20 protein-coding genes and 1 pseudogene are annotated in these 20,430 nt (G+C 63.7%); 12 read left to right on the plus strand and 9 right to left on the minus strand.

Features of this window, described 5'->3' with window-relative positions:
* Positions 1 to 19: 19 nt before the first annotated feature.
* Positions 20 to 844 carry a M15 family metallopeptidase gene (locus tag ABIB78_RS18335; RefSeq protein ID WP_429027032.1) on the minus strand — a complete coding sequence of 275 codons (825 nt, stop codon included), beginning with the start codon at positions 842 to 844 and terminating at the stop codon, positions 20 to 22.
* Positions 845 to 1,019: 175 nt separating this feature from the next.
* On the opposite strand from ABIB78_RS18335, the gene ABIB78_RS18340 reads away from it, so the two are divergent.
* The 3 genes from ABIB78_RS18340 to plsY all read left to right on the plus strand — a co-directional run bounded on the left by ABIB78_RS18340 (position 1,020) and on the right by plsY (position 4,103).
* Positions 1,020 to 1,973, plus strand: a complete 954-nt coding sequence (locus tag ABIB78_RS18340) for an aspartate carbamoyltransferase catalytic subunit (RefSeq protein ID WP_029081056.1) — start codon at positions 1,020 to 1,022, stop codon at positions 1,971 to 1,973.
* Positions 1,974 to 1,977: 4 nt separating this feature from the next.
* On the plus strand, positions 1,978 to 3,279 hold the full coding sequence (locus ABIB78_RS18345; RefSeq protein ID WP_429027034.1) for a dihydroorotase: 1,302 nt from the start codon (positions 1,978 to 1,980) through the stop codon (positions 3,277 to 3,279).
* A gap of 227 nt (positions 3,280 to 3,506) precedes the next feature.
* Positions 3,507 to 4,103: a glycerol-3-phosphate 1-O-acyltransferase PlsY gene (plsY, locus tag ABIB78_RS18350; RefSeq protein ID WP_429027037.1), complete on the plus strand. Its 597-nt coding sequence runs from the start codon at positions 3,507 to 3,509 to the stop codon at positions 4,101 to 4,103.
* A 2-nt stretch (positions 4,104 to 4,105) separates the two neighbouring features.
* Here plsY and ABIB78_RS18355 read toward each other — a convergent pair whose 3' ends face one another.
* Positions 4,106 to 5,344, minus strand: a complete 1,239-nt coding sequence (locus tag ABIB78_RS18355; RefSeq protein WP_429027039.1) for an amidase — start codon at positions 5,342 to 5,344, stop codon at positions 4,106 to 4,108.
* Positions 5,345 to 5,490: 146 nt separating this feature from the next.
* Here ABIB78_RS18355 and ABIB78_RS18360 point away from each other — a divergent pair, with 146 nt between their 5' ends.
* Positions 5,491 to 5,616: a hypothetical protein gene (locus tag ABIB78_RS18360; RefSeq protein ID WP_429027040.1), complete on the plus strand. Its 126-nt coding sequence runs from the start codon at positions 5,491 to 5,493 to the stop codon at positions 5,614 to 5,616.
* A gap of 53 nt (positions 5,617 to 5,669) precedes the next feature.
* Here the strand turns inward: ABIB78_RS18360 and ABIB78_RS18365 are convergent, their stop codons facing one another.
* On the minus strand, positions 5,670 to 6,617 hold the full coding sequence (locus tag ABIB78_RS18365; RefSeq protein ID WP_429027042.1) for a hypothetical protein: 948 nt from the start codon (positions 6,615 to 6,617) through the stop codon (positions 5,670 to 5,672).
* Positions 6,618 to 6,794: 177 nt separating this feature from the next.
* Between ABIB78_RS18365 and ABIB78_RS18370 the strand changes: the two genes are divergently transcribed.
* The gene (locus ABIB78_RS18370; protein ID WP_429027044.1) at positions 6,795 to 7,778 is read left to right on the plus strand and encodes an IS1595 family transposase; all 984 of its coding nucleotides are present in this window, start codon (positions 6,795 to 6,797) and stop codon (positions 7,776 to 7,778) included.
* On the opposite strand, the gene ABIB78_RS18375 is transcribed toward ABIB78_RS18370, so the two are convergent.
* From ABIB78_RS18375 to ABIB78_RS18385, 3 genes are all read right to left on the minus strand, one after another.
* The gene (locus ABIB78_RS18375; protein ID WP_429027045.1) at positions 7,775 to 7,972 is read right to left on the minus strand and encodes a hypothetical protein; all 198 of its coding nucleotides are present in this window, start codon (positions 7,970 to 7,972) and stop codon (positions 7,775 to 7,777) included. The two genes, ABIB78_RS18370 and ABIB78_RS18375, sit on opposite strands and share 4 nt — an antisense overlap.
* A complete protein-coding gene (locus ABIB78_RS18380; RefSeq protein ID WP_429027047.1) occupies positions 7,972 to 8,862 on the minus strand; it encodes a hypothetical protein in 891 nt (296 codons plus the stop codon). Before ABIB78_RS18380 ends, ABIB78_RS18375 begins: the two co-directional genes overlap by 1 nt.
* An 83-nt stretch (positions 8,863 to 8,945) precedes the next feature.
* Positions 8,946 to 9,404: a hypothetical protein gene (locus ABIB78_RS18385; protein ID WP_429027050.1), complete on the minus strand. Its 459-nt coding sequence runs from the start codon at positions 9,402 to 9,404 to the stop codon at positions 8,946 to 8,948.
* Positions 9,405 to 9,509: 105 nt separating this feature from the next.
* Here ABIB78_RS18385 and ABIB78_RS18390 point away from each other — a divergent pair, with 105 nt between their 5' ends.
* Both ABIB78_RS18390 and dprA read left to right on the plus strand, forming a co-directional pair.
* Positions 9,510 to 9,752, plus strand: coding sequence for a DUF6471 domain-containing protein (locus ABIB78_RS18390; RefSeq protein WP_429027052.1), 243 nt, complete (start codon positions 9,510 to 9,512; stop codon positions 9,750 to 9,752).
* Between the two features lie 262 nt (positions 9,753 to 10,014).
* Positions 10,015 to 11,046: pseudogene (gene dprA, locus ABIB78_RS18395) on the plus strand (DNA-processing protein DprA); the annotation flags it as partial.
* On the opposite strand, the gene ABIB78_RS18400 reads toward dprA, so the two are convergent.
* Entirely contained in the window at positions 11,047 to 11,442 is a 396-nt protein-coding gene (locus ABIB78_RS18400) for a winged helix-turn-helix transcriptional regulator (protein ID WP_429027053.1), read from the minus strand.
* Positions 11,443 to 11,541: 99 nt separating this feature from the next.
* On the opposite strand from ABIB78_RS18400, the gene ABIB78_RS18405 reads away from it, so the two are divergent.
* Entirely contained in the window at positions 11,542 to 12,150 is a 609-nt protein-coding gene (locus ABIB78_RS18405; RefSeq protein WP_429027056.1) for an FMN-dependent NADH-azoreductase, read from the plus strand.
* A gap of 129 nt (positions 12,151 to 12,279) precedes the next feature.
* Here ABIB78_RS18405 and ABIB78_RS18410 read toward each other — a convergent pair whose 3' ends face one another.
* The gene (locus tag ABIB78_RS18410) at positions 12,280 to 12,438 is read right to left on the minus strand and encodes a hypothetical protein (protein ID WP_429027059.1); all 159 of its coding nucleotides are present in this window, start codon (positions 12,436 to 12,438) and stop codon (positions 12,280 to 12,282) included.
* A 260-nt stretch (positions 12,439 to 12,698) separates the two neighbouring features.
* Positions 12,699 to 13,472, minus strand: a complete 774-nt coding sequence (locus tag ABIB78_RS18415) for an SDR family NAD(P)-dependent oxidoreductase (protein WP_229168015.1) — start codon at positions 13,470 to 13,472, stop codon at positions 12,699 to 12,701.
* 188 nt (positions 13,473 to 13,660) lie between these two features.
* Here ABIB78_RS18415 and ABIB78_RS18420 point away from each other — a divergent pair, with 188 nt between their 5' ends.
* From ABIB78_RS18420 to ABIB78_RS18435, 4 genes are all read left to right on the plus strand, one after another.
* Positions 13,661 to 14,137, plus strand: a complete 477-nt coding sequence (locus ABIB78_RS18420) for a winged helix-turn-helix transcriptional regulator (protein WP_429027061.1) — start codon at positions 13,661 to 13,663, stop codon at positions 14,135 to 14,137.
* Positions 14,138 to 14,808: 671 nt separating this feature from the next.
* Positions 14,809 to 17,583, plus strand: coding sequence for a type I DNA topoisomerase (topA, locus tag ABIB78_RS18425; RefSeq protein ID WP_429027064.1), 2,775 nt, complete (start codon positions 14,809 to 14,811; stop codon positions 17,581 to 17,583).
* The gene (gene rnr / locus ABIB78_RS18430) at positions 17,584 to 19,968 is read left to right on the plus strand and encodes a ribonuclease R (RefSeq protein WP_429027066.1); all 2,385 of its coding nucleotides are present in this window, start codon (positions 17,584 to 17,586) and stop codon (positions 19,966 to 19,968) included. It abuts the gene before it with no gap.
* Positions 19,959 to 20,396 (plus strand): DUF983 domain-containing protein, encoded by a 438-nt coding sequence (locus tag ABIB78_RS18435; protein ID WP_429027067.1) that lies wholly within the window; start codon positions 19,959 to 19,961, stop codon positions 20,394 to 20,396. Before rnr ends, ABIB78_RS18435 begins: the two co-directional genes overlap by 10 nt.
* Positions 20,397 to 20,430: the final 34 nt, after the last annotated feature.

Raw genomic sequence — 20,430 nt, forward strand, 5'->3', positions numbered from 1 at the left:
ATTTGAGGAAAATCCCGCGCTAGCGCCCCCGGGCGATCGGGAAATCGTAGGGCGCGCCGCCGGCCCCCGGCAGCGAGAAGTGCCACCATTCCTTGGCGTAATTCACAAATCCCCGCTCGGCCATCGCTGCGACCAGCGTGTTGCGCCAGCGCCTCTGCGCCGGCGTGATCGAGTTGGCAGCGGTGTGGCCCTTCGCGTCGGAGCAGTCATAGCCGGTGCCCATGTCGACGCTGCCCTCCGGGGCGCGCGCGGCCGCCGGCGCGGTGCAGTCGGCATAGTCCCTGGCCGGGTCGAACCTGCCTGAGTTGTCGGAGGTCAGATCAACCAGCGTGAGATCGACCGCGGCGCCAGTCGAATGACCGGAATGGGTGGCGATATAGCCGAGGCGGAACAGATCCGCCTTCGAGAAGGCCGGATTGTAGCGCCGCTCGGCGGCGGTTTCCTTGCCGTTCTTCGACCATGCCACCATGTCGGCGACGGCGCGGGCCGGCCGGTAACAATCGAACATCTTCAGCGACAATTTCTGCCGTGCGAGTTCCTGCTGCACCGCCTTGAGCCGCAGCCCCACCTCCCGCTTCACCACGCATTCCGCCGCGCCATAGCCCGCGATCGGCCGCCCCATGAAATTGTTGGAGGTGGCGTAGCGGATGTCCTGGATGATGGTCGGATCGATATCGCGCAGGAACGCGAAGTCGCCGGGCAAGTTCTGAGCGAAGGCAGACGAGATCGATCCGAGGGCCAGCAGTGCGATCACGGCAATTTTCACGAGTTCTCGCTCCGGTGTCCTGCCTGGGCGCCGCCGTCCGACGGACCGCTCGCTTTCGCTCCGCCCGAGGCCGGCCATCGATGTCCTGTTCCGGAAAGGCCTGCAAAACAAGGCGCGGATGGGGCGTGACCAGCCCAGGCGTGATGGGGGAGATCGCTCCCCCGTCGACCCCTCCACCCGGCATGGGGATAACTCCAATGTCCCCTCTTCGCGCTTGCCCCACCGGCCATCCGCGCCTATAGCTCTGGCTTTAATGACCCCATCATTGAAATCGACTTTTGTCCTTGGTCACCGGCATCTGCTGGGCATCGAGGGCCTTTCCGCCGACGACATCACGGGCCTGCTCGACCTCTCCGAGGAGTATGTCGAGCTCAACCGCCAGGTCGACAAGAAACGTGCCAGTCTGCGCGGCCGCACCCAGGTCAATCTGTTCTTCGAGGCCTCGACCCGGACCCAGTCCTCGTTCGAGATCGCCGGCAAACGCCTGGGCGCCGACGTCATGAACATGTCGGTGTCATCGATGTCGACCCGCAAGGGCGAGACCCTGATGGATACCGCGGTGACGCTGAACGCGATGCACCCCGACATCCTGGTAGTGCGCCACCACGCCTCCGGTGCGGTCGAGCTCCTGGCGCGCAAGGTTGACGGTTCCGTGATCAATGCCGGCGACGGCGCCCACGAGCACCCGACCCAGGCGCTGCTCGACGCGCTGACCATCCGCCGCAACAAGGGCCGGCTCGAGGGGCTGACGATCGCGATCTGCGGCGACGTGCTGCATTCGCGCGTGGCGCGCTCCAACATCTTCCTGCTCAACACCATGGGCGCGCGCGTCCGCGTGGTGGCACCCTCCACGCTGCTGCCGTCCGGAATCGAACGGATGGGCGTCGAGGTCGCACGCGACATGCGCGAGGGGCTGAACGGTGCCGACATCGTGATGATGCTGCGGCTGCAGCGCGAGCGCATGAATGGCTCCTTCGTGCCGTCGAGCCAGGAGTACTTCCACTATTTCGGCCTCGACCAGAAGAAGCTCGGTTACGCCAAGCCGGATGCGCTGGTGATGCATCCGGGCCCGATGAACCGCGGTGTCGAGATCGACACCTTCGTCGCCGACGGCGCGCAGTCGCTGATCCGTGAACAAGTTGAAATGGGTGTGGCGGTGCGCATGGCGGTGCTCGAAGCACTCGCCCGCAACCTGCCGAACGCGTGACGCCATGCTGACTGACCGCCGCCCCATCCTGCTCGCCAACGCCCGCGTCATCGATCCGTCCCGCGACTTCGACGGTCCGGGCGACGTCCTGATCGCCGACGGCGTGATCCGTGACGCCAAGCGCGGCATCGGCGCCGCCGGCGTCCCCGAAGGCACCGACATCGTCAACTGCGCCGGCAAGATCGTGGCCCCCGGCCTGATCGACATGCGCGCCTTCGTCGGTGAACCCGGTGCCAGCCACCGCGAGACCTTTGCCTCCGCCAGCCAGGCTGCCGCCGCCGGCGGTATCACCACCATCATCTGCCAGCCCGACACCTCTCCGGTCATCGACAATTCCGCGACCGTCGACTTCGTGCTGCGCCGCGCCCGCGACACCGCGATCGTCAACATCCACCCGATGGCGGCGCTGACCAAGGGCATGCAGGGCCTGGAGATGACCGAGATCGGCCTCTTGAAGGCCGCCGGCGCCGTGGCCTTCACCGATTGCGACCGCAGCGTCACCAACGCCCAGGTGATGCGGCGCGCGCTGACCTATGCCCGCGATTTCGACGCGCTGATCGTGCATCACACCGAGGACCCGCACCTGGTGGGCGAAGGCGTCATGAACGAAGGCGAATTCGCCACCCGGCTCGGCCTCGCCGGAATTCCGACCGCCGCCGAGTCGATCATGCTCGAGCGCGACATGCGGCTCGCGGGGCTGACCGGCGGGCGCTATCACGCGGCGTCGCTGACCTCGATCGAATCGCTGGAGATCCTCAAGCGTGCCCGCGACGCCGGCTACAATGTCTCGGCCTCGGTCTCGATCAACCATGTGACGCTGAACGAGAACGATATCGGCCCTTACCGCACCTTCCTGAAGCTGGCGCCGCCGCTGCGCACCGAGGAGGACCGCAAGGCGCTGGTCGCAGCGCTCGCCTCCGGGCTGATCGACGTCGTGATGAGCGATCACAATCCGCAGGACGTCGAGGTCAAGCGGCTGCCGTTCGCGGAAGCGGCGAGCGGCGCGGTCGGCCTACAGACCATGCTGCCGGCGGCGCTGCGGCTGATCCACAACGGCGAGATGGAATTCAAGACGCTGATCCAGGCGATGTCGACCCGGCCGGCGGAACTGCTCGGCCTGCCCGGCGGCACGCTGCGCGCCGGTGCGCCGGCCGACGTGATCGTGATCGACCCCGATACGCCCTGGGTGCTCGACCGCGACGAGCTCAAATCGCTGTGCAAGAACACGCCGTTCGACGACGCGCGCTTTTCGGGCCGCGTGACGCGGACGATCGTGGGCGGACGAACGGTGTACGAACACGTCTGAAGTTGGCGTGGAACTCAGCGGGCCGCAAGTTGCGACATTGCTTCCATCGTCGTTCCAACGACGATGGCCGCGACGTAAACGACAAAGAAAACCTGCTCCAGCCGCCTGCGAACAGAAGCCATGATAAGGTCCCTCATTTCCAAGGCCATGGTGCGGATTGATGGTTAATATTGCGTTGACTGGATTGTCCAAAGTGGACCGAACCGACTGTCCGGGGAGCCACCGCGATGTCTGCTGACGCGTTGCTGCTGGCCGGCTTTGTGATCGGCTATCTGCTGGGCTCGATCCCGTTCGGCATGATCCTCACAAGGCTCGCCGGCACGCAGGATCTGCGCACCATCGGCTCGGGCAATATCGGCGCCACCAACGTGCTGCGCACCGGCCACAAAGGCCTCGCCGCGGCGACGCTGATCGGCGACATGCTGAAGGGCACGGTCGCCGTCATCATCGCGGGCTCGATCGACGGCCCGAACGCCGCAATGCTGGCGGCGCTGGGCGCATTCCTCGGCCACCTCTTCCCGGTCTGGCTCAGGTTTCGCGGTGGCAAGGGCGTCGCGACCTATATCGGCGTGCTGCTCGGCCTGTTCTGGCCGGCGGCGCTGATCTTTGCCGTGATCTGGCTCGGCACCGCCTACACTACACGCTACTCGTCGCTGTCGGCGCTGATCGCCGCGTTCGTGACCCCGCTATTCCTGTGGTGGTTCGGCCACAACGCGCTCGCCTCGCTGTTCGCCGTGCTGACGCTGCTGCTGTTCTACATGCACCGCGAGAACATCAAACGCCTGCAGGCCGGGACGGAAGGCAAGATCGGCGAGAAGAAGTAGCGCTACCGCTTCAGTGCGTCCTCGACAAAGCTCGCCGCCGCCAGCGCCCGCGCATCGCCGCCAAAGCCCGCGATCACGGTCACGCCGACGGGCAATCCGCCCTCGGCGGTCAGTGTCGGCACGTTGACGCAGGGTACACCCATCAACGTCCAGAGCCGGTTGTAACGGGGATCGCCGGTCGACGCCAAGCCCTTGGGTGCAGCGCCCGGCGCAGACAGCGTCAGCAGCACGTCGACCTCGGTGAGGATCGCGGCCAGCGCCTGCCGCGCGCGCAGCGTGACGTCCATCGCCGCGTCGTACTCAGCCGGCGTGCCGCCCTTGCTCTCGTCGAGCCGGCCGCGCAGCAGCGGCGGCATCGCATCGTAATTCTGCCCGTACTCCCAGGCGAATGACTGATGCGCCTCGAACTCCTGCACCACCGGATGGATCCGCCAGGCCTCCGCGATGATCTCGGGCATCGCGAGCTCGCGCACGGTTGCCCCCGCCCGCTCCGCCGCCTGCGCGGCCTTCTGCAACGCCTCCGCGCCGGATGGTTCGGGCGCGCCGGCGAATGCCTGCGTCACCACGCCGATGCGCGGCGCCGCGACCGATGACGGCACGATCAGTTCCGGCCGCCTTGTCATCGCAGCCAAGCCGAGCGCGACGTCGCGCACGCCGGCGCCGAACAACCCGACGGTATCGAGCGTCCAGGAGAAGCATTTCACGCCGACGGTCGGCAGCAGCCGGTAGCTCGGCTTGATCGCGGCGACGCCGCAGAACGACGCCGGCCGGATCACCGATCCGCCGGTCTGCGTACCCAGCGCCAGCGGGATCATCCCCGCGGCGACCGCGGCGGCCGAACCCGCCGACGATCCGCCCGGCGTGTGCGCGTGATTGTGCGGATTGAGGGTTGCCGTCGGATCGTTCGCGGCGAATGCGGTGGTCGTGGTCTTGCCGATGATGGTCGCGCCGGCCTGCTTCAGCGCCATCACGACCGGCGCATCGGCGCGCGGCTGATGCCCGCAATAGATTGCGGCACCCATCTCGGTCGGGAAGTCGGCAGTGTCGATATTGTCCTTGATGCCGACCGCGATCCCGCGCAGCGGTCCGGCATCTTGCGCACGCGCCGTCGCATCATGGCGGACGAAGGCACCGATGGTCTTTTCCTGCGCCGCGATGGCGTCCCGCGTTTGCGTGATGGCGGCATCGGCGGACAATTCGCCGGACTCGATGCGGCGTTGGAGATCGGCAAACGAAATCATCGGCAAACTTCCTGTCTCTTGCTGTTTCTTGCTGTTTCTTGGCCGCTTCTTGACGGCTTCTTGGCAATCGCTTGTAGCGCGTTGCATGCAGGTGCGCCAATGTCGCGGTTGATCGCAATCTCAGGTTGGGCGAAGCTGCACCCCGCATGCACGACAGAACGCCCAATGCCGCAATACTCCCGGATGCCGAACGGCTCAACCGTCTGCGGCTGATCCGCTCCGACAATGTCGGCCCTCGCGGTATTATGGCGCAAACGCCACAAGGGGGTTGAGTTAGGCTAGGAACCGCGCCGTGAGGGCGCGGACGGCTCTGGCCGCAATCCTGCTAGGTAGCCTTGTTGCCGGTCTGGTACTGCTCCGGGATCATGGTCCGTGTTTCTGGACCGGAGTACACGTACAGAAAATCCGTGTGCCACTCGCCCCCGAAAACGTCTTTGTAATAGACGCGCCCGCCCACGCAGGCGCGGCTTCGATTGGCGAGAACGTCGTCTATTTCGCCCTGACTGAATACCCGGTTGGCGGCCTTCTTAACCGAGATTTGTTCGGCGAAAAGACCATTTCTTGCATTTGGTTCTGCTCGAAGAGCATCGGAAGGTGGAGCATCAAATGTCGGGATTTGTCCGCGCTTGGCTATCTCTACCCCAGTTGCCATAATGACATCGCGCGGCAGGGTTTGGCCTACATTGCGAATCCAGAAGTGGCCTATCGTGACTTTCCCGGCCTCAAAGTCTTCGATCCTATCAGCTTCAACAACGAGATAGGCCCGCAATTGAGCCCTCATTGTGAGGAGAGTATCGCGGGCGACTTCGGCCTGAGTTTTGGCGGTGGCAGCAGTTTCTTTCGCGGCATTGGCAGCCAGCATGGAAACCTTAAACTGATTATCGCTGGCTTCTTTGGCGTCCAAAACCAGCTGTCGCGTAGCCCGCCACAAGAATACGGTGGCAAAGCCCAAGATTCCTGTGCCTACAGCAAGGATCAATGTTCCGAAGGCGACCCAAAACTTGTCATGGAGCGCAAAGAAACAATAGAAGCCCGAGAACCAAGTTGGCCCCCGGTACTCGCAGTGTTCTTCGTGCTTATCCCGATCGTGGGTGCTGCGTTCGGGTTCATGGGTCGAGGTCGCCGAACTCTCTGGCTTTGTGTCGGGCTTTACGCCCTCTGGCTGCTCGGCCTTTTGGGCGTCGGGATTATGGTTGGTTTGGGCTAGCGTGGGCGCTCCCAGCAAATAGAGCGCGGCGAGTAGAAACAGCAATCCGAGCCGCAGCCGTTTCATTATCCTCCCCCACGCCCTCCAAATACTACCTGTTGGGGTTTCGGGAACGCAATACACCTAAAGGGTATTGCCGCGCGGAATCTAACGAATTCGTTACCTAACAGAAACGATAGATTTTCTTGACCTAGAACCAAACCTATCATATTCGTTACCTATCGTATTCGTTAGGTAGCGGCTGTGTCCCAACACTTCCTTCTCAGCAAAGCGGCAAAGACCCTGAGCCTAGCTCAGGTCTTCCGCATGACTGATGCGGAAGCCGAGACGGCCTTCAAGGCTATTCGTTGGGCTGATACCGCTGGCGCTCCCGTATGCCCTTCCTGCGGCTCCGTAGAGGCTTACGAAGCCCGCCGTCCGAACGGCTCCCTGCGCTTTCGCTGCAAGGGCTGCAAGAAGGACTTCACCATCACGTCCGGCACCCTGTTCGCCAGCCACAAGCTGCCTCTGCGCGGCTATCTGGCGGCCATTGCCGTGTTCTGCAACGAAGTGAAGGGCAAGTCCGCGCTGGCCCTCAGCCGCGACCTGGGCCTGTCCTACAAGTCTGCCTTCGTCCTCCTACACAAGCTCCGTGAGGCGATGGCTGAGGAAATGAAAGGCCGTGTCGTCGGCGGCGAAGGCAAGGTTGCCGAGGTCGATGGCGGCTATTTCGGCGGCTACGTGAAGCCCGCCAATATGAAGGCGGATCGTATCGACCGCCGCTTCGCTAGGAACCAGAACGGCAAGCGCAAAGTTGTAGTGATAGTCCGGGAGCGCGATGGCAACTCCGTTCCGGCAGTGTTCAATTCGGAAAGCCAAGCCGCCTCGTTCATTCGCGCGCGCATCGCGAAGGGAACGGTTGTGCATGCGGATGAAGCGGCCTCATGGGACAACTTACATGAGCGTTTCGAGGTCAAAAGAATCAACCATCAGGAGGCATACAGCCTCGATGGCGCGTGCACTAACATGGCTGAGGAATACTTTTCCCGCCTGCGACGTGCAGAGATCGGAATTCACCACCACATCGCCGGTTCGTATCTCCTCCGGTACGCGCAGGAGTCCTCATGGCGTGAGGACAACCGTCGCGTCTCGAACGGAGATCAGGTGAACCGCATTGCGGCGCTTGCGCTCAAACGTGGCAGGAGCGCCGACTTTACTGGCTATTGGCAACGCCACATAGGCAATTAATCGCTGGCTTGATTGCAATAGGCCGCCAGCGAGTAATCGCCCGCCTGAACTTCTACATAGGAATGCGCGTCGCCAAGCACTGCGGTCGCGTCCTGCGTCGAAGTCGACGGGTCGACAGTCGCTGCTTCCAGCTTAATGTCCGTAGTAAAATTGGTGTCCAAGGGCTCAGCTCCCGCACGCGTTTTATCCGGCATTATGGGTCTCCCTCAGTGATAGCTGCATCCCACTCTTTGTGACGCACCCACCTGAATGGCCGGTCGACGGTGATTACAGCAATCTCAATAGGACCGCCACAGGTTTGAGCGTACTCTGAAAATTTCAACGCCTTGATGGTCGAAAGGATACAAGAGTACGTGAAATCGACCGCATCCCGCATTGGCGCTGGCGGATGGGTAAGCGATTGTTTTTTCAAGACATTATCAAGGTCGGCTTCCGTTCCAACCCATTTTCCAGAACTCAAGATCGCCTTACGGAGATTATCATCGTAGCCGTTGAGTAGCCGAGCCGACATGTTGGGCACACCCCAAAAGCGGTGCTTCCCCATGGGGATTTCCGTGGGCGTTGGGGGTTGCCCATCGAGTGCATCGAAGAGGGTTTGGAAGGCGTGCGGGGTGCGATCAGGTAGCACATGGCCGCCCAAACAGAAGCCTACCCGCAGCATATTACGAAGCCTTATGAACTGCGTCTCTTGGTCCTTGGTTCTGGAGTTGGATTTCGGCGGAACGCTCAAAGGATCGTATGGATGCAGTTTTGAAAGAGCCTCGCATTGAGCAATGTCGTTAGACATTGCGTTTGAGTAAGCCTTCCAAAACTGCTGGCACCAGCGTGTCGCAACTTCGGCGACCGATGCGGCCTTCTTCTTCCTTAGATCGTCGGCGAGGGCAGCAACAAGCATTCGGTGGCTACTGACGGCAAGGCCGCCGAGCCCCCATGTCACGATACCGAGCGTGCTGTCCACGCCGATCTCAAATAACTTTTGGCCGTGATTGAAATAATGGGGTCCGGAAGCGGTAAAATAGGTCGACGTGCTATCTGCACCTAATACAACCCCCTCGGGAGACAAATAGCACGAAGCAATAGTCACAACGCGTTTCCTTCAATGCAATACAACCAATACTGGCAGATTCGCAGTCAAATATGGTTAACGCAACTGACCTTTTGGCTGAGTTACCCACCGGCAACGAGAGACCATCGCGCCGGGGTGGCCTCACCAACCCGCTGTACGCCCTTTCCTTCATGGTTCTTGAGGCTGTGCTGGATACCCAGCGCGATGCCCTGCACGTCGTCGCCAGAGGCGTCCTGCACGCCATGGGCAGCGAGAACCGCCTTCGCCAGCTCCGTGGTGGTCATCGCCTCCGTGGCTGTCCTGAGCACGTCCAGCGCCCGCCTGTAGAGGGTGCCGCGCTTGAACCACGGGTTAGGCTTGCGCCGCTTCACCGCGATCCGTCCCAGGTTGTACGTCGGGTCCAGCATCTTGATGACGGCCTCGACGTGCCGCATTTGCTCACTCAAGGCGTCATGCTGTTGCCGGTTCGCCAGTATCTGCCCGCCCAGCTCCATATGGAGCCGTTCAAGGGTGTTGATGGCCGGGCGGGTGTGAGGGTCCTTCGTCGGTCTCCCGCGCATTGCCGCATCCTATCGAATGTGATAGCTAACGGATATGATCCGTTTGACCGGAAGTCAATGCCGGTCTATCATATTTGTTAGCTCACGGAATCGATAGGAGATGCCATGGTCCTACCCAAGGCGGAAGAGGAATGGGGCCAACGTGCCAGCGCCTTCCTCAAGGCGGAAATGAAGAAAGCCGACGTCACCTATGCCGACTTGGCCAAGCGGCTGAAGAAGCACGGCCTCAAGGATGAGACCGAAGCCGGGATCACAATGAAGCTGAAACGAGGATCGTTTACGGCGATCTTCTTTCTTGCGTGCGTTGCAGCGTTGGAGCTTGAGCAAGTAGTATTGGAGGAAATCTAGCACAGGAGCCAACGATGGCGTCTTACGCAGATATAGCGAAGTGGATCAAGGCAAAGCATGGCTTCGCGGCCAAGACTTGCTGGATTGCGCATGTGAAGTCCGATTGCGGCCTACCAATGAGAGACGCGCCCAACCGCATCGACCCCGCATCTAGGGAGCAACCTTGCCCGCCTCAAAGACGCGTGGCCATCTTGGATGCCTTTAAGCATTTCAAGATGATCTGATATTCAACCGGGCTTGTGGCGTTTGCGCCATAATACCGGGCCCTCGCACCTTTGCATCGCTGCTCCGCCATTTTGGCGATGCGGCGCAGGCGCTGGAGCGCCTGCCGGATCTGGCGCGCCGCGGCGGCGCGTCGGGGCCCGGGCGAATCTGCAGCGCGGCCGACGCCGCTGCGGAGCTCGCGGCCTGCCGCAGGTTCGGCATCGATCTCGTCGCGCCGGAAGAGGCCCATTATCCGGCGCGGCTTGCCACCATCGACGATGCACCGCCCCTGCTTGCGGTGCGCGGCGCACGCGACACCCTGATGCGACCGATGATCGCGATCGTCGGCTCCCGCAATGCCTCCGGCGCCGGGCTGAAATTTGCCGGATCCCTCGCGCGCGACCTCGGCGACGCCGGTTTTGTCGTGATCTCCGGCCTGGCCCGCGGCATCGATCAGGCCGCGCATCGCGCGACCGTCGCAAGCGGCACGGTCGCCGTGCTCGCCGGCGGCCACGACAAGATCTATCCGCCGGAGCACGAGGATTTGCTGGCCGCCCTGCTCGAACACGGCGCGGCGATCTCGGAGATGCCGCTCGGCCATGTGCCGCGGGCGCGCGACTTCCCCCGCCGCAACCGGCTGATCTCGGGCGCATCGCTCGGTGTCGTGGTCGTCGAAGCCGCGCACCGCTCGGGCTCGCTGATCACGGCGCGGATGGCGGCCGAACAGGGCCGCGAGGTGTTCGCGGTGCCGGGCTCGCCGATCGATCCGCGCGCCGCCGGCGCCAACGACCTGATCAAGCAGGGCGCCACGCTGGTCACCGAAGCCGCCGACGTCATCAGCGCGGTGACGCCGATCATGGCGCGGCCAGTGATGCTCGGCGCGCGCGAGGAGGATGAGCCGCTGGATTTTGCCACCGGTGCGCCCGATCGCGCCCGCATCATCAATCTGCTCGGGCCGAGCCCGATCAGCCTCGACGATCTGATCCGGATGGCCGATGTCTCGCCCGCTGTCGTGCGCGCGGTGCTGCTGGAGCTCGAGCTCGCCGGCAAGCTCGAGCGTCACGGCGGCGGTCTGGTGTCGATGATCTAATCAGCCATTGCGCGCATCGAAATTGTTTCGCGCGCCCTCGATCTCCGGCAGATGCGCGAACGCCCATTCGCCGAGCGCCATCACCGGCACGGCGAGCCCGCGTCCGAGGTCGGTCAGCTCGTAATCGACCCGCGGCGGAATGGTCGGAAACACAGTGCGCGTCACCAGCCCGTCGCGCTCCAGCCCGCGCAAGGTCAATGTCAGCATGCGCTGCGAGATGCCGTTGACCATGCGCTTCAGTTCGTTGAAGCGGCGCGGTCCATCCCGCAGCAGCATGATGACCAGCACGCTCCATTTGTCGCCGACGCGCGACAGTACGGATGCCACCCCGCGGCAGTCCTGATGCTCCGCGGGATTGGGCGGCAGGTCAGTCACATGGATGTTCTCAGGTCTCATCGGTGTGCTCGGGTTTCAAAAATGTGCGTTCTTGCGGACATTTAAGGCGGTCACTCATATAGCGCCAGTTACAAACCTATACCAACGGTGACCCCAGCCATGAAACTTCTGCACATCGACTCCTCGGTCCTCGGCCCCCACTCCGTCAGCCGCCAGATCTCCGCCGCCGCCGTCGAGCGGCTGCGCCAGGCCAACCCCGGTCTTGTCGTGAGTTACCGCGATCTCACCCAGACCCCGCTCGCCCACCTCTCCGGCCTGCACCTCGCCGCCAGCCAGGGCGCGGCGCCGGACCCGTCGGTGCGCGATGACATCGCGACCGGCCAGGCGGTGCTGGACGAGTTCCTCGCCGCCGATATCGTCGTGATCGGCGCGCCGATGTACAATTTCACGATTCCGAGCCAGCTCAAGGCCTGGATCGACCGCGTCCTGATTGCGGGCAAGACCTTCAAATACGGCGCCACCGGCGTCGAGGGACTGGCCGGCAACAAGCGCATTATCATCGCGATCTCGCGCGGCGGCTATTACGGCGCCGACACGCCGATGGCCGCGCTTGAACATCTTGAGAGCTATCTGCGTGGGGTGTTCGGCTTCATGGGTGTCAAAAACGTCGAATTCATCCCTGCCGACGGCATCCAGGTCGGCCCCGAACATCGCGAAAAGGCGGTTGCGGGCGCGTTGCAGGCCGCCGGCAGCCTGAACGCCGCCTAGTTCCAGAACCGCTGTCGTCACCCGCGAAGGCGGGTGACCCAGTATTCCAGAGACGGTCGTCACGAACCGATGGGCCGCGGCGTACTGGATACCCCGCATGCGCGGGGTATGACAGTTGTGGTTGTTGCCTCAGAACCAGACGCCTTGAATGCCGAGGATAACGGCGACCAGCGAAACCAACAGGCCGATGCCGGAAAACAGCGCGACGGTCACAAATTGTGCCGTGTCCGAAGTTTCGGAAGCGGATGAAACTGGGATCGGCGTCGAAATGCGGGCTGCTTTCGGCATAACGGCACTCCAAATGATTCCGTGGTGAAAAATTCCCCGCCCATTCAGGAGTCCGGGCAGTCCGCCAAAGGTTCAATGCCACAAGCATGGTCCGGAAAAGTGCGAAGCGGTTCCGGAAAGATCATGCTCAAACAAGAAGCTAAAACGTGATGACGATTCAGTCAGACGTCAGCGCGCTTATTGCGTGCAACAATAGTCCCGCGCGAAAACGGCCGGTATGATCCATTTCACACCGGCCCTTCGTTACAATGAGAAACAATTTAGCCGCGATAGATCGGCGCGCCGGCGGGCGACGCCGTTGCACCGCCATCGATGAACAGCTCCTGCCCTTGCACATGCGCCGCGTCATCGGACGCCAGGAACAGCACGGTCTTCGAAATATGATCGGGCTCGCCGATCCGTCCGAGCGGCGTGGTCTTGCCGATCCGCTGCTCGAATGCCTTTTCGGCCTCGGGCGTTGCGATCGCGGCGCCCCAGATCGGCGTGCGCACGGCGCCCGGCGCCACCACGTTGACACGGATGTTGCGCGGCGACAGTTCTGACGCCATCACCCGCGCCATCGCGCGCACGCCGGCCTTGCTCGCGGCATAGGCCGAGTAGCCGGGATTGCCGAGCACCGAAATCACCGAGCCGTTGAGGATGATCGACGCGCCATCGTTCAGATAGGGCGCGACCGCCTGCACGGTGAAGAACACGCCGGTGAGATTGGTGCGGATCACATTCTCGAACGCGGCAAGTGTGGTGCCGCCGACCGGCGTCTGGCCGGGAATGCCGGCATTGGCGAACAGCACATCGTACTTGCCGAACTTCTCGGCGCCCTGCTTCACCGCGGCTTCCAGCGCCGCGACGTCGGTGGCATCGGCGACCACAGCGAGTGCGTTCGGTCCGAGCTCCCTGGCCGCCGCCGCAAGCGTCTCCTTGTTGCGTCCGGTGATGACGACCTTGGCGCCCTCGGCCACGAACAGCTTTGCCGTCGCAAGCCCGATGCCGCTGTTGCCGCCGGTGATCAACGCCGTCTTGTTTGCCAGTCTCATGCCCGCCTCCAGTTGGTTGCATTATTAAACTTCGTTGTCTACCTAGGCCATGAGGTTTAATATTGCAACCACACAAGGCCGTGATGGCCAAGCATGATCCGGAAAAGTGCGAAGCGGTTTTCCGGAGAGATCATGCTCAAGCAAGAATCTAGTGCGCGCTTCAGCGCGCATTAGATTTCCGGAGATGCGTGGTGAAGAGAACCAGCCTTGCAGGCGACAGCTGTCCGGTGGCACGCGCACTCGACGTGTTCGGCGACTGGTGGTCGCTGCTGATCATCCGCGACGCCAGCCTCGGCCGGCGCCGCTTCGGCGAATTCCAGGCCAGCCTCGGGCTGGCAAAGAACATCCTCGCCACCCGGTTGCGCACGCTGGTCGAGCGCGGCATTCTGAAGACGGTCCCCGCTTCCGACGGCAGCGCCTATCAGGAATATGTTCTGACACCGAAGGGCCACGGCATCTTTCCGATCCTGGTCGCGCTCCGGCAGTGGACCGAGGAGTTCGACGAGCATCCGGACGAGATCGCGACCATGCTGGTCGACCGCGACAAGGGCAGACCGGTAAAGAAGCTCGCGCTGCTTTCGCAGGACGGACGCGTGCTGGGTGTGGCGGACACGACATTGAAACTGCGGCCTGTGCGGAAGGTGGCGAGGCAATTGCGCACCTGAGGGCTCGCGAAGCGAGAACCCGTATCCATTCCACCATTTGTACCTGTCGTCGCCCGGCTCGACCGGGCGAATCCGCCCAGTACGCCGCGGCTTCTCAATTCAAGCACTGCTGTCTCTGGAATACTGGATCACCCGCATGCGCGGGTGATGACACCGAGGGCTTGGCTATCGTCGCTGTCACTCCTCGCAATGACGGCCGTGCCATCGCGACAACTTCGCCGGCTGCGCGTGCGCAGCTGCTCGTCGGTCTCCAGCCGGGTCATCGCGAGCAGACGGTCCAGGACTTCGAATTTGTGGCGCTGGGCGAGTTTGGCGAGTTCGGTCGCGGCGGCTGCGATCAGGACCAGGGCGTCATCCGGGCCGCCCTCCCCAGCTGTCCAGTCGTCCGCCGGTCGCCGCCGGCCGGACGCCTTGCGCTTCCGCCCGCCCCTGTACTGCTCAAAAGGCCTAATCCGATTCCCACCCAATATATAAAGAGATACGCCCTATCCGGCCGCAACTCTAGGACGCATTTTTCAACCCTTGGGATCAAAACTTCAGAGCTTGAGCGCTCCTTTCAATATCTGGCGATTTGACAGGGGCCGCCCCAGCACCCATGTTCGCCCCGACATGGCGGGCCGCGAGTCTAGCGGAACCCGCCTTCAAGTTTTCCCATAAGATATTGGAATGACATGAATATCGTCATTGTGGAGTCGCCGGCCAAGGCCAAGACGATCAACAAATATCTGGGGTCCTCCTACGAGGTCCTGGCGTCGTTCGGCCATGTTCGCGACCTCCCGGCCAAGAACGGTTCCGTCGATCCCGACGCCAATTTCCAGATGATCTGGGAGGTCGATGCCAAGGCTGCGAGCCGGCTGAACGACATCGCCAAGGCGCTCAAGGGGGCCGACCGCCTGATTCTGGCAACCGACCCTGATCGCGAGGGCGAAGCGATCTCCTGGCACGTGCTGGAGGTGATGAAGGAGAAGCGCGCGCTGAAGGACCAGAAGGTCGAGCGCGTGGTGTTCAACGCCATCACCAAGCAGGCGGTCACTGACGCCATGAAGGCGCCGCGCCAGATCGATGGCGCGCTGGTCGACGCCTATATGGCGCGCCGCGCGCTGGACTATCTGGTCGGCTTCACCCTCTCGCCCGTGCTGTGGCGCAAATTGCCCGGCGCCCGCTCCGCCGGCCGCGTGCAGTCGGTCGCGCTGCGGCTGGTCTGCGACCGCGAGCTCGAGATCGAGAAGTTCGTGGCCCGGGAGTACTGGTCGCTGGTCGCGACGCTGCTGACGCCGCGCGGCGAGGCCTTCGAGGCGCGGCTGGTCGGCGCCGACGGCAAGAAGATTGCGCGGCTCGACATCGGGTCCGGTGCGGAAGCCGAGGATTTCAAGAAGGCGATCGAGGCCGCACTCTTCAAGGTTGCGACCGTCGAGGCCAAGCCGGCGCGGCGCAATCCGCAGGCGCCCTTCACCACCTCGACCCTGCAGCAGGAAGCAAGCCGCAAGCTCGGCTTCGCGCCGGCGCATACCATGCGCATCGCGCAGCGGCTGTATGAAGGCATCGACATCGGCGGCGAAACCACCGGCCTCATCACCTATATGCGAACTGACGGCGTGCAGATCGATCCGTCCGCGGTCACCCAGGCGCGCAAGGTGATCGGCGAGGACTACGGCAACGCCTATGTGCCCGACGCTCCGCGCCAGTACCAGGCCAAGGCCAAGAACGCGCAGGAAGCGCACGAAGCGATCCGCCCGACCGATCTGTCGCGTCGCCCGGCCACCATCGGCCGAAGGCTCGATACCGATCAGGCGCGGCTCTACGAGCTGATCTGGAAGCGCACCATTGCGAGCCAGATGGAGTCGGCTGAACTCGAGCGCACCACCGTCGACATCGAGGCCAGGGCCGGCGCCCGCGTGCTGGAGCTGCGCGCCTCCGGACAGGTCATCAAGTTCGACGGCTTCCTCGCGCTCTACCAGGAAAGCCGTGACGACGAGGAGGACGAGGATTCGCGCCGCTTGCCCGCGATGAGCCAGGGCGAAGCCGTGAAGCGCCAGAGCCTTGCCGTCACCCAGCATTTCACCGAGCCGCCGCCGCGCTTCTCCGAAGCCTCGCTGGTGAAGCGGATGGAAGAGCTCGGCATCGGCCGTCCCTCGACCTACGCCTCGATCCTGCAGGTGCTGAAGGACCGCGGCTACGTCAAGCTCGAGAAGAAGCGGTTGCACGGCGAGGACAAGGGCCGCGTCGTGGTCGCGTTCCTGGAAAACTTCTTCGCGCGCTATGTCGAGTACGACTTCACCGCCGATCTCGAGGAACAGCTTGACCGGATTTCCAACAACGAGATCGCCTGGCAGCAGGTGTTGCAGGATTTCTGGCTCGGCTTCATCGGCGCGGTCAACGACATCAAGGACCTCCGCGTCGCCGAAGTGCTCGATGCGCTCGACGAGATGCTCGGCCCGCATATCTATCCGCCGCGCGCGGATGGCGGCGACGTCAGGCAATGCCCGACCTGCGGCACCGGCCGGCTTAACCTCAAGGCCGGCAAGTTCGGGGCCTTTGTCGGCTGCTCGAACTATCCGGAATGCCGTTACACCCGTCCGCTCGCGGCCGACAGCGCCGAGAGCGCCGATCGCGTGCTCGGCACCGATCCCGACACCGGGTTCGATGTCACGGTGAAGGCGGGCCGCTTTGGCCCTTACATCCAGCTCGGCGAGCAGAAAGATTACGCCGAAGGCGAGAAGCCGAAGCGCGCGGGCATTCCGAAGGGCACCTCACCTGCCGATGTCGATCTCGAACTGGCGCTGAAGCTGTTGTCGCTGCCGCGCGAGATCGGCAAGCATCCGGAAACCGGGCAGCCGATCACAGCCGGCCTCGGCCGGTTCGGGCCGTTCGTGAAGCACGAGAAGACCTATGCCAGCCTCGAGGCCGGCGACGAGGTCTTCGATATCGGGCTGAACCGCGCCGTCACGCTGATCGCGGAGAAGATCGCGAAGGGCCCGAGCGGCCGCCGCTTCGGCGCCGATCCCGGCAAGCCGCTCGGCGATCACCCGACGCTCGGCGCAGTCGCGTTGAAGAACGGCCGCTACGGCGCCTATGTTGCGGCCGGCGGCGTCAACGCGACGATCCCGAGCGACCGCACCCCCGACCAGATCACGCTCGCGGAAGCGATCGCGCTGATCGACGAGCGCGCGGCCAAGGGCGGCGGCAAGGCAAAGGCCAAGAAAGCGAAAACGGCAAAGCCCGCGAAGTCCAAAGCTGAAACAGCCGATGGCGATAGCGAGGCCAAGCCCGCCAAGAAGGCTGCGTCCAAGAAGGCCGCAGCGAAACCGAAATCGGATGCGACCAGCAAGGCGCGCGCGCCGGTCGCCTCCAGCGCCAAGACATCGGCTACAAAGACCACGGCTGCGAAGTCATCGGCACCAGCGAAAGCGCCCGCCAAGAAGAGCGCCGGCAAGGCACGAGGATAAGTGAAACGAAAACCCGGACATGGCTTTCCGGGCCGGGATGCCATCGTCGCCTTCATTCGCGCCAATCCAGGCAAGGTCGGCACCCGCGAGATCGCGCGCGAGTTCGGCCTGAAGAACGCCGACCGCATCGAGCTGAAGCGGCTCCTGCGCGAACTCGCCGACGACGGCACGGTCGCCAAGCGCGGCCGCAAGGTTCACGAGCCGGCGGCGCTGCCGCCGACCGTGCTTGCCGACATCACCGGCCGCGACAGCGACGGCGAACTGATCGCCTCGCCCGCCGAGTGGGACACGGAAGAAGACGGCGCCGCCCCGAAAATCCGCATCGAGACGCCGCGGCGGCCGAAGCCCGGCACCACGGCCGGCGTCGGTGACCGCGCGCTGCTGCGGGTCGAGGTGACGGACGAGCACGACGGCACGCCCTATCGCGGCCGCGTCATCAAGGTGATCGATCACGGGCGTACCCGCATCCTCGGCATCTTCCGCAAGAACCCTGATGGCGGCGGGCGCCTGATCCCGGTCGACAAGAAGCAGGCCGGCCGCGAGCTCAACATCGCCAAGGCCGACAGCGGCGACGCCGAGGACGGCGACCTCATCAGCGTCGACCTGATCCGCACCCGCGGCTATGGGCTCGCCTCCGCCCGCGTCAAGGAGCGGCTCGGCTCGATCGCGAGCGAGAAGGCGATCAGCCTGATCGCAATCAACACCCACGACATCCCGCAGGTCTTCTCCCCCTCCGCATTGCGTGAAGCCGAAGACGCAAAGCCAGCGACGCTGCAGGGCCGCGAGGACTGGCGCGACGTGCCGCTCGTCACCATCGACCCGCCGGATGCCAAGGATCACGACGACGCCGTGCATGCGGAGGTCGACCCCGATCCCAACAACAGGGGCGGCTTCATCGTCCATGTCGCGATCGCCGACGTCGCCTTCTATGTGCGGCCCGGCTCGGCGCTCGACCGCGACGCGCTCCAGCGCGGCAACTCGGTATACTTCCCCGATCGCGTGGTGCCGATGCTGCCCGAGCGCATCTCCAACGATCTCTGCTCGCTGGTGCCGGGCGAACCACGCGGCGCACTCGCGGTGCGCATGGTGATCGGCGCCGACGGCCGCAAGCGCTCGCATACGTTTCATCGCGTGCTGATGCGCTCGGCCGCGAAGCTCAATTACGCGCAGGCGCAAGCCGCGATCGACGGCAGGCCCGATGACACCACCGGTCCCCTGCTCGACCCGATCCTGAAGCCGCTGTGGTCGGCCTATGAGCTGGTCAGGCTCGCACGCAACGAGCGCGATCCGCTCGATCTCGATCTGCCCGAGCGCAAGATCCTCCTGAAGCCGGACGGCACCGTCGATCGGGTGATCGTGCCGCAGCGGCTCGATGCGCACCGGTTGATCGAGGAGTTCATGATCCTGGCCAACGTCGCCGCGGCCGAGATGCTGGAGAAGAAGGCGCTGCCGCTGATCTACCGCGTGCATGACGAGCCGAGCCAGGAGAAGGTCCACAACCTCCAGGAATTTCTGAAGACGCTCGACCTGCCCTTCACCAAGTCGGGCGCGCTGCGTCCCTCGCAATTCAATCGCGTGCTGGCACAGGTCGCCGGCGAGGATTACGAACCGCTGGTCAATGAGGTGGTGCTGCGTTCGCAGGCGCAGGCCGAATACTCCGCCGAGAACTACGGCCATTTCGGCTTGAACCTGCGCCGCTATGCACACTTCACCTCGCCGATCCGCCGCTACGCCGATCTGATCGTGCATCGCGCGCTGATCCGCGCGCTCGGCCTTGGCGAAGGCGCCTTGCCGACCGACGAGAGCGTGGAGACGCTGGCCGAGATCGCCGCGCAGATTTCCGTCACCGAGCGCCGCGCGATGAAGGCGGAGCGCGAGACCACCGACCGGCTGATCGCGCATTTCCTTGCCGATCGCGTCGGCGCTTCGTTCCAGGGCCGCATTTCCGGCGTGACGCGAGCCGGCCTGTTCGTGAAGCTCGACGATACCGGAGCCGACGGCCTGATCCCGATCCGCACCATCGGCAGTGAATATTTCAACTACGACGAAACGCGCCACGCGCTGATCGGCTCGCGCAGCGGAACCATGTATCGGCTCGGCGATGTCGTCGACGTGCGTCTGGTCGAGGCCGCGCCGGTGGCGGGCGCGCTGCGCTTTGAGCTATTATCCGGCGGTCAGGCAATTCCGCGGAGCAGAAAACGCGACGGCGCAAGAGCCGAGCCTCCCGCCGCAGCGTTTGGCAAGGGACACGGCAAGGGACACGGCACGGGACCAGGTAAAGGACCTGGCAAGGCACACGAGGAACGGAAAGCGCGCAACAAGAAGGGCCGCAAGCCGCCGACGCAGAAGTCCGGCAAATCGAAGCGAGGCCAGTCATGGAAGTGACACCCCCGACGGTGGTCTGGACTCGCGACGCGGCTGAGCCCGAGAAGCGCGACGTTTGGAGCGCGATGAGGCGCGGGTTCCTTGGCCGCTGCCCGCGCTGCGGCAAAGGCAAGCTGTTCCGCAAGTTTCTCAAATGCGACGGCCATTGCCCGGTCTGCGACCTCGATTTCACACCGCATCGCGCCGACGATCTGCCTGCCTATCTGGTCATCGTCATTGTCGGCCATATCGTGGTACCGACCGCGCTGTGGATCGAGACCAACTATTCGCCACCGGTGTGGCTGCAACTTGCGATCTATCTGCCGCTCACGCTGTTCGCATCGCTGGCCCTGCTGCAGCCGGTGAAGGGAGCCGTGATCGGCTTGCAATGGGCCCTGCGCATGCATGGTTTTGACGAGAATCCCCCTAGCGACATCCCGCCGGTCTAGCTAAACCGGACCACAAGAAGAAATGAAAGGGATG

The sequence above is a fragment of the Bradyrhizobium sp. I1.14.4 genome (genome assembly GCF_050435825.1).
Taxonomy (GTDB): domain Bacteria; phylum Pseudomonadota; class Alphaproteobacteria; order Rhizobiales; family Xanthobacteraceae; genus Bradyrhizobium.

Coding starts and splice junctions, on each gene's coding strand:
- ABIB78_RS18335 (WP_429027032.1), bottom strand. CDS start 844: ATGGCCGGCCTCGGGCGGAGCGAAAGCGAGCGGTCCGTCGGACGGCGG.
- ABIB78_RS18435 (WP_429027067.1), top strand. CDS start 19,959: ATGGAAGTGACACCCCCGACGGTGGTCTGGACTCGCGACGCGGCTGAG.
- ABIB78_RS18365 (WP_429027042.1), bottom strand. CDS start 6,617: ATGAAACGGCTGCGGCTCGGATTGCTGTTTCTACTCGCCGCGCTCTAT.
- ABIB78_RS18390 (WP_429027052.1), top strand. CDS start 9,510: ATGGTCCTACCCAAGGCGGAAGAGGAATGGGGCCAACGTGCCAGCGCC.
- ABIB78_RS18410 (WP_429027059.1), bottom strand. CDS start 12,438: ATGCCGAAAGCAGCCCGCATTTCGACGCCGATCCCAGTTTCATCCGCT.
- ABIB78_RS18375 (WP_429027045.1), bottom strand. CDS start 7,972: ATGCCGGATAAAACGCGTGCGGGAGCTGAGCCCTTGGACACCAATTTT.
- ABIB78_RS18360 (WP_429027040.1), top strand. CDS start 5,491: ATGCACGACAGAACGCCCAATGCCGCAATACTCCCGGATGCCGAACGG.
- ABIB78_RS18355 (WP_429027039.1), bottom strand. CDS start 5,344: ATGATTTCGTTTGCCGATCTCCAACGCCGCATCGAGTCCGGCGAATTG.
- ABIB78_RS18340 (WP_029081056.1), top strand. CDS start 1,020: ATGACCCCATCATTGAAATCGACTTTTGTCCTTGGTCACCGGCATCTG.
- plsY (WP_429027037.1), top strand. CDS start 3,507: ATGTCTGCTGACGCGTTGCTGCTGGCCGGCTTTGTGATCGGCTATCTG.
- ABIB78_RS18405 (WP_429027056.1), top strand. CDS start 11,542: ATGAAACTTCTGCACATCGACTCCTCGGTCCTCGGCCCCCACTCCGTC.
- ABIB78_RS18385 (WP_429027050.1), bottom strand. CDS start 9,404: ATGCGCGGGAGACCGACGAAGGACCCTCACACCCGCCCGGCCATCAAC.
- ABIB78_RS18345 (WP_429027034.1), top strand. CDS start 1,978: ATGCTGACTGACCGCCGCCCCATCCTGCTCGCCAACGCCCGCGTCATC.
- ABIB78_RS18415 (WP_229168015.1), bottom strand. CDS start 13,472: ATGAGACTGGCAAACAAGACGGCGTTGATCACCGGCGGCAACAGCGGC.
- topA (WP_429027064.1), top strand. CDS start 14,809: ATGAATATCGTCATTGTGGAGTCGCCGGCCAAGGCCAAGACGATCAAC.
- ABIB78_RS18400 (WP_429027053.1), bottom strand. CDS start 11,442: ATGAGACCTGAGAACATCCATGTGACTGACCTGCCGCCCAATCCCGCG.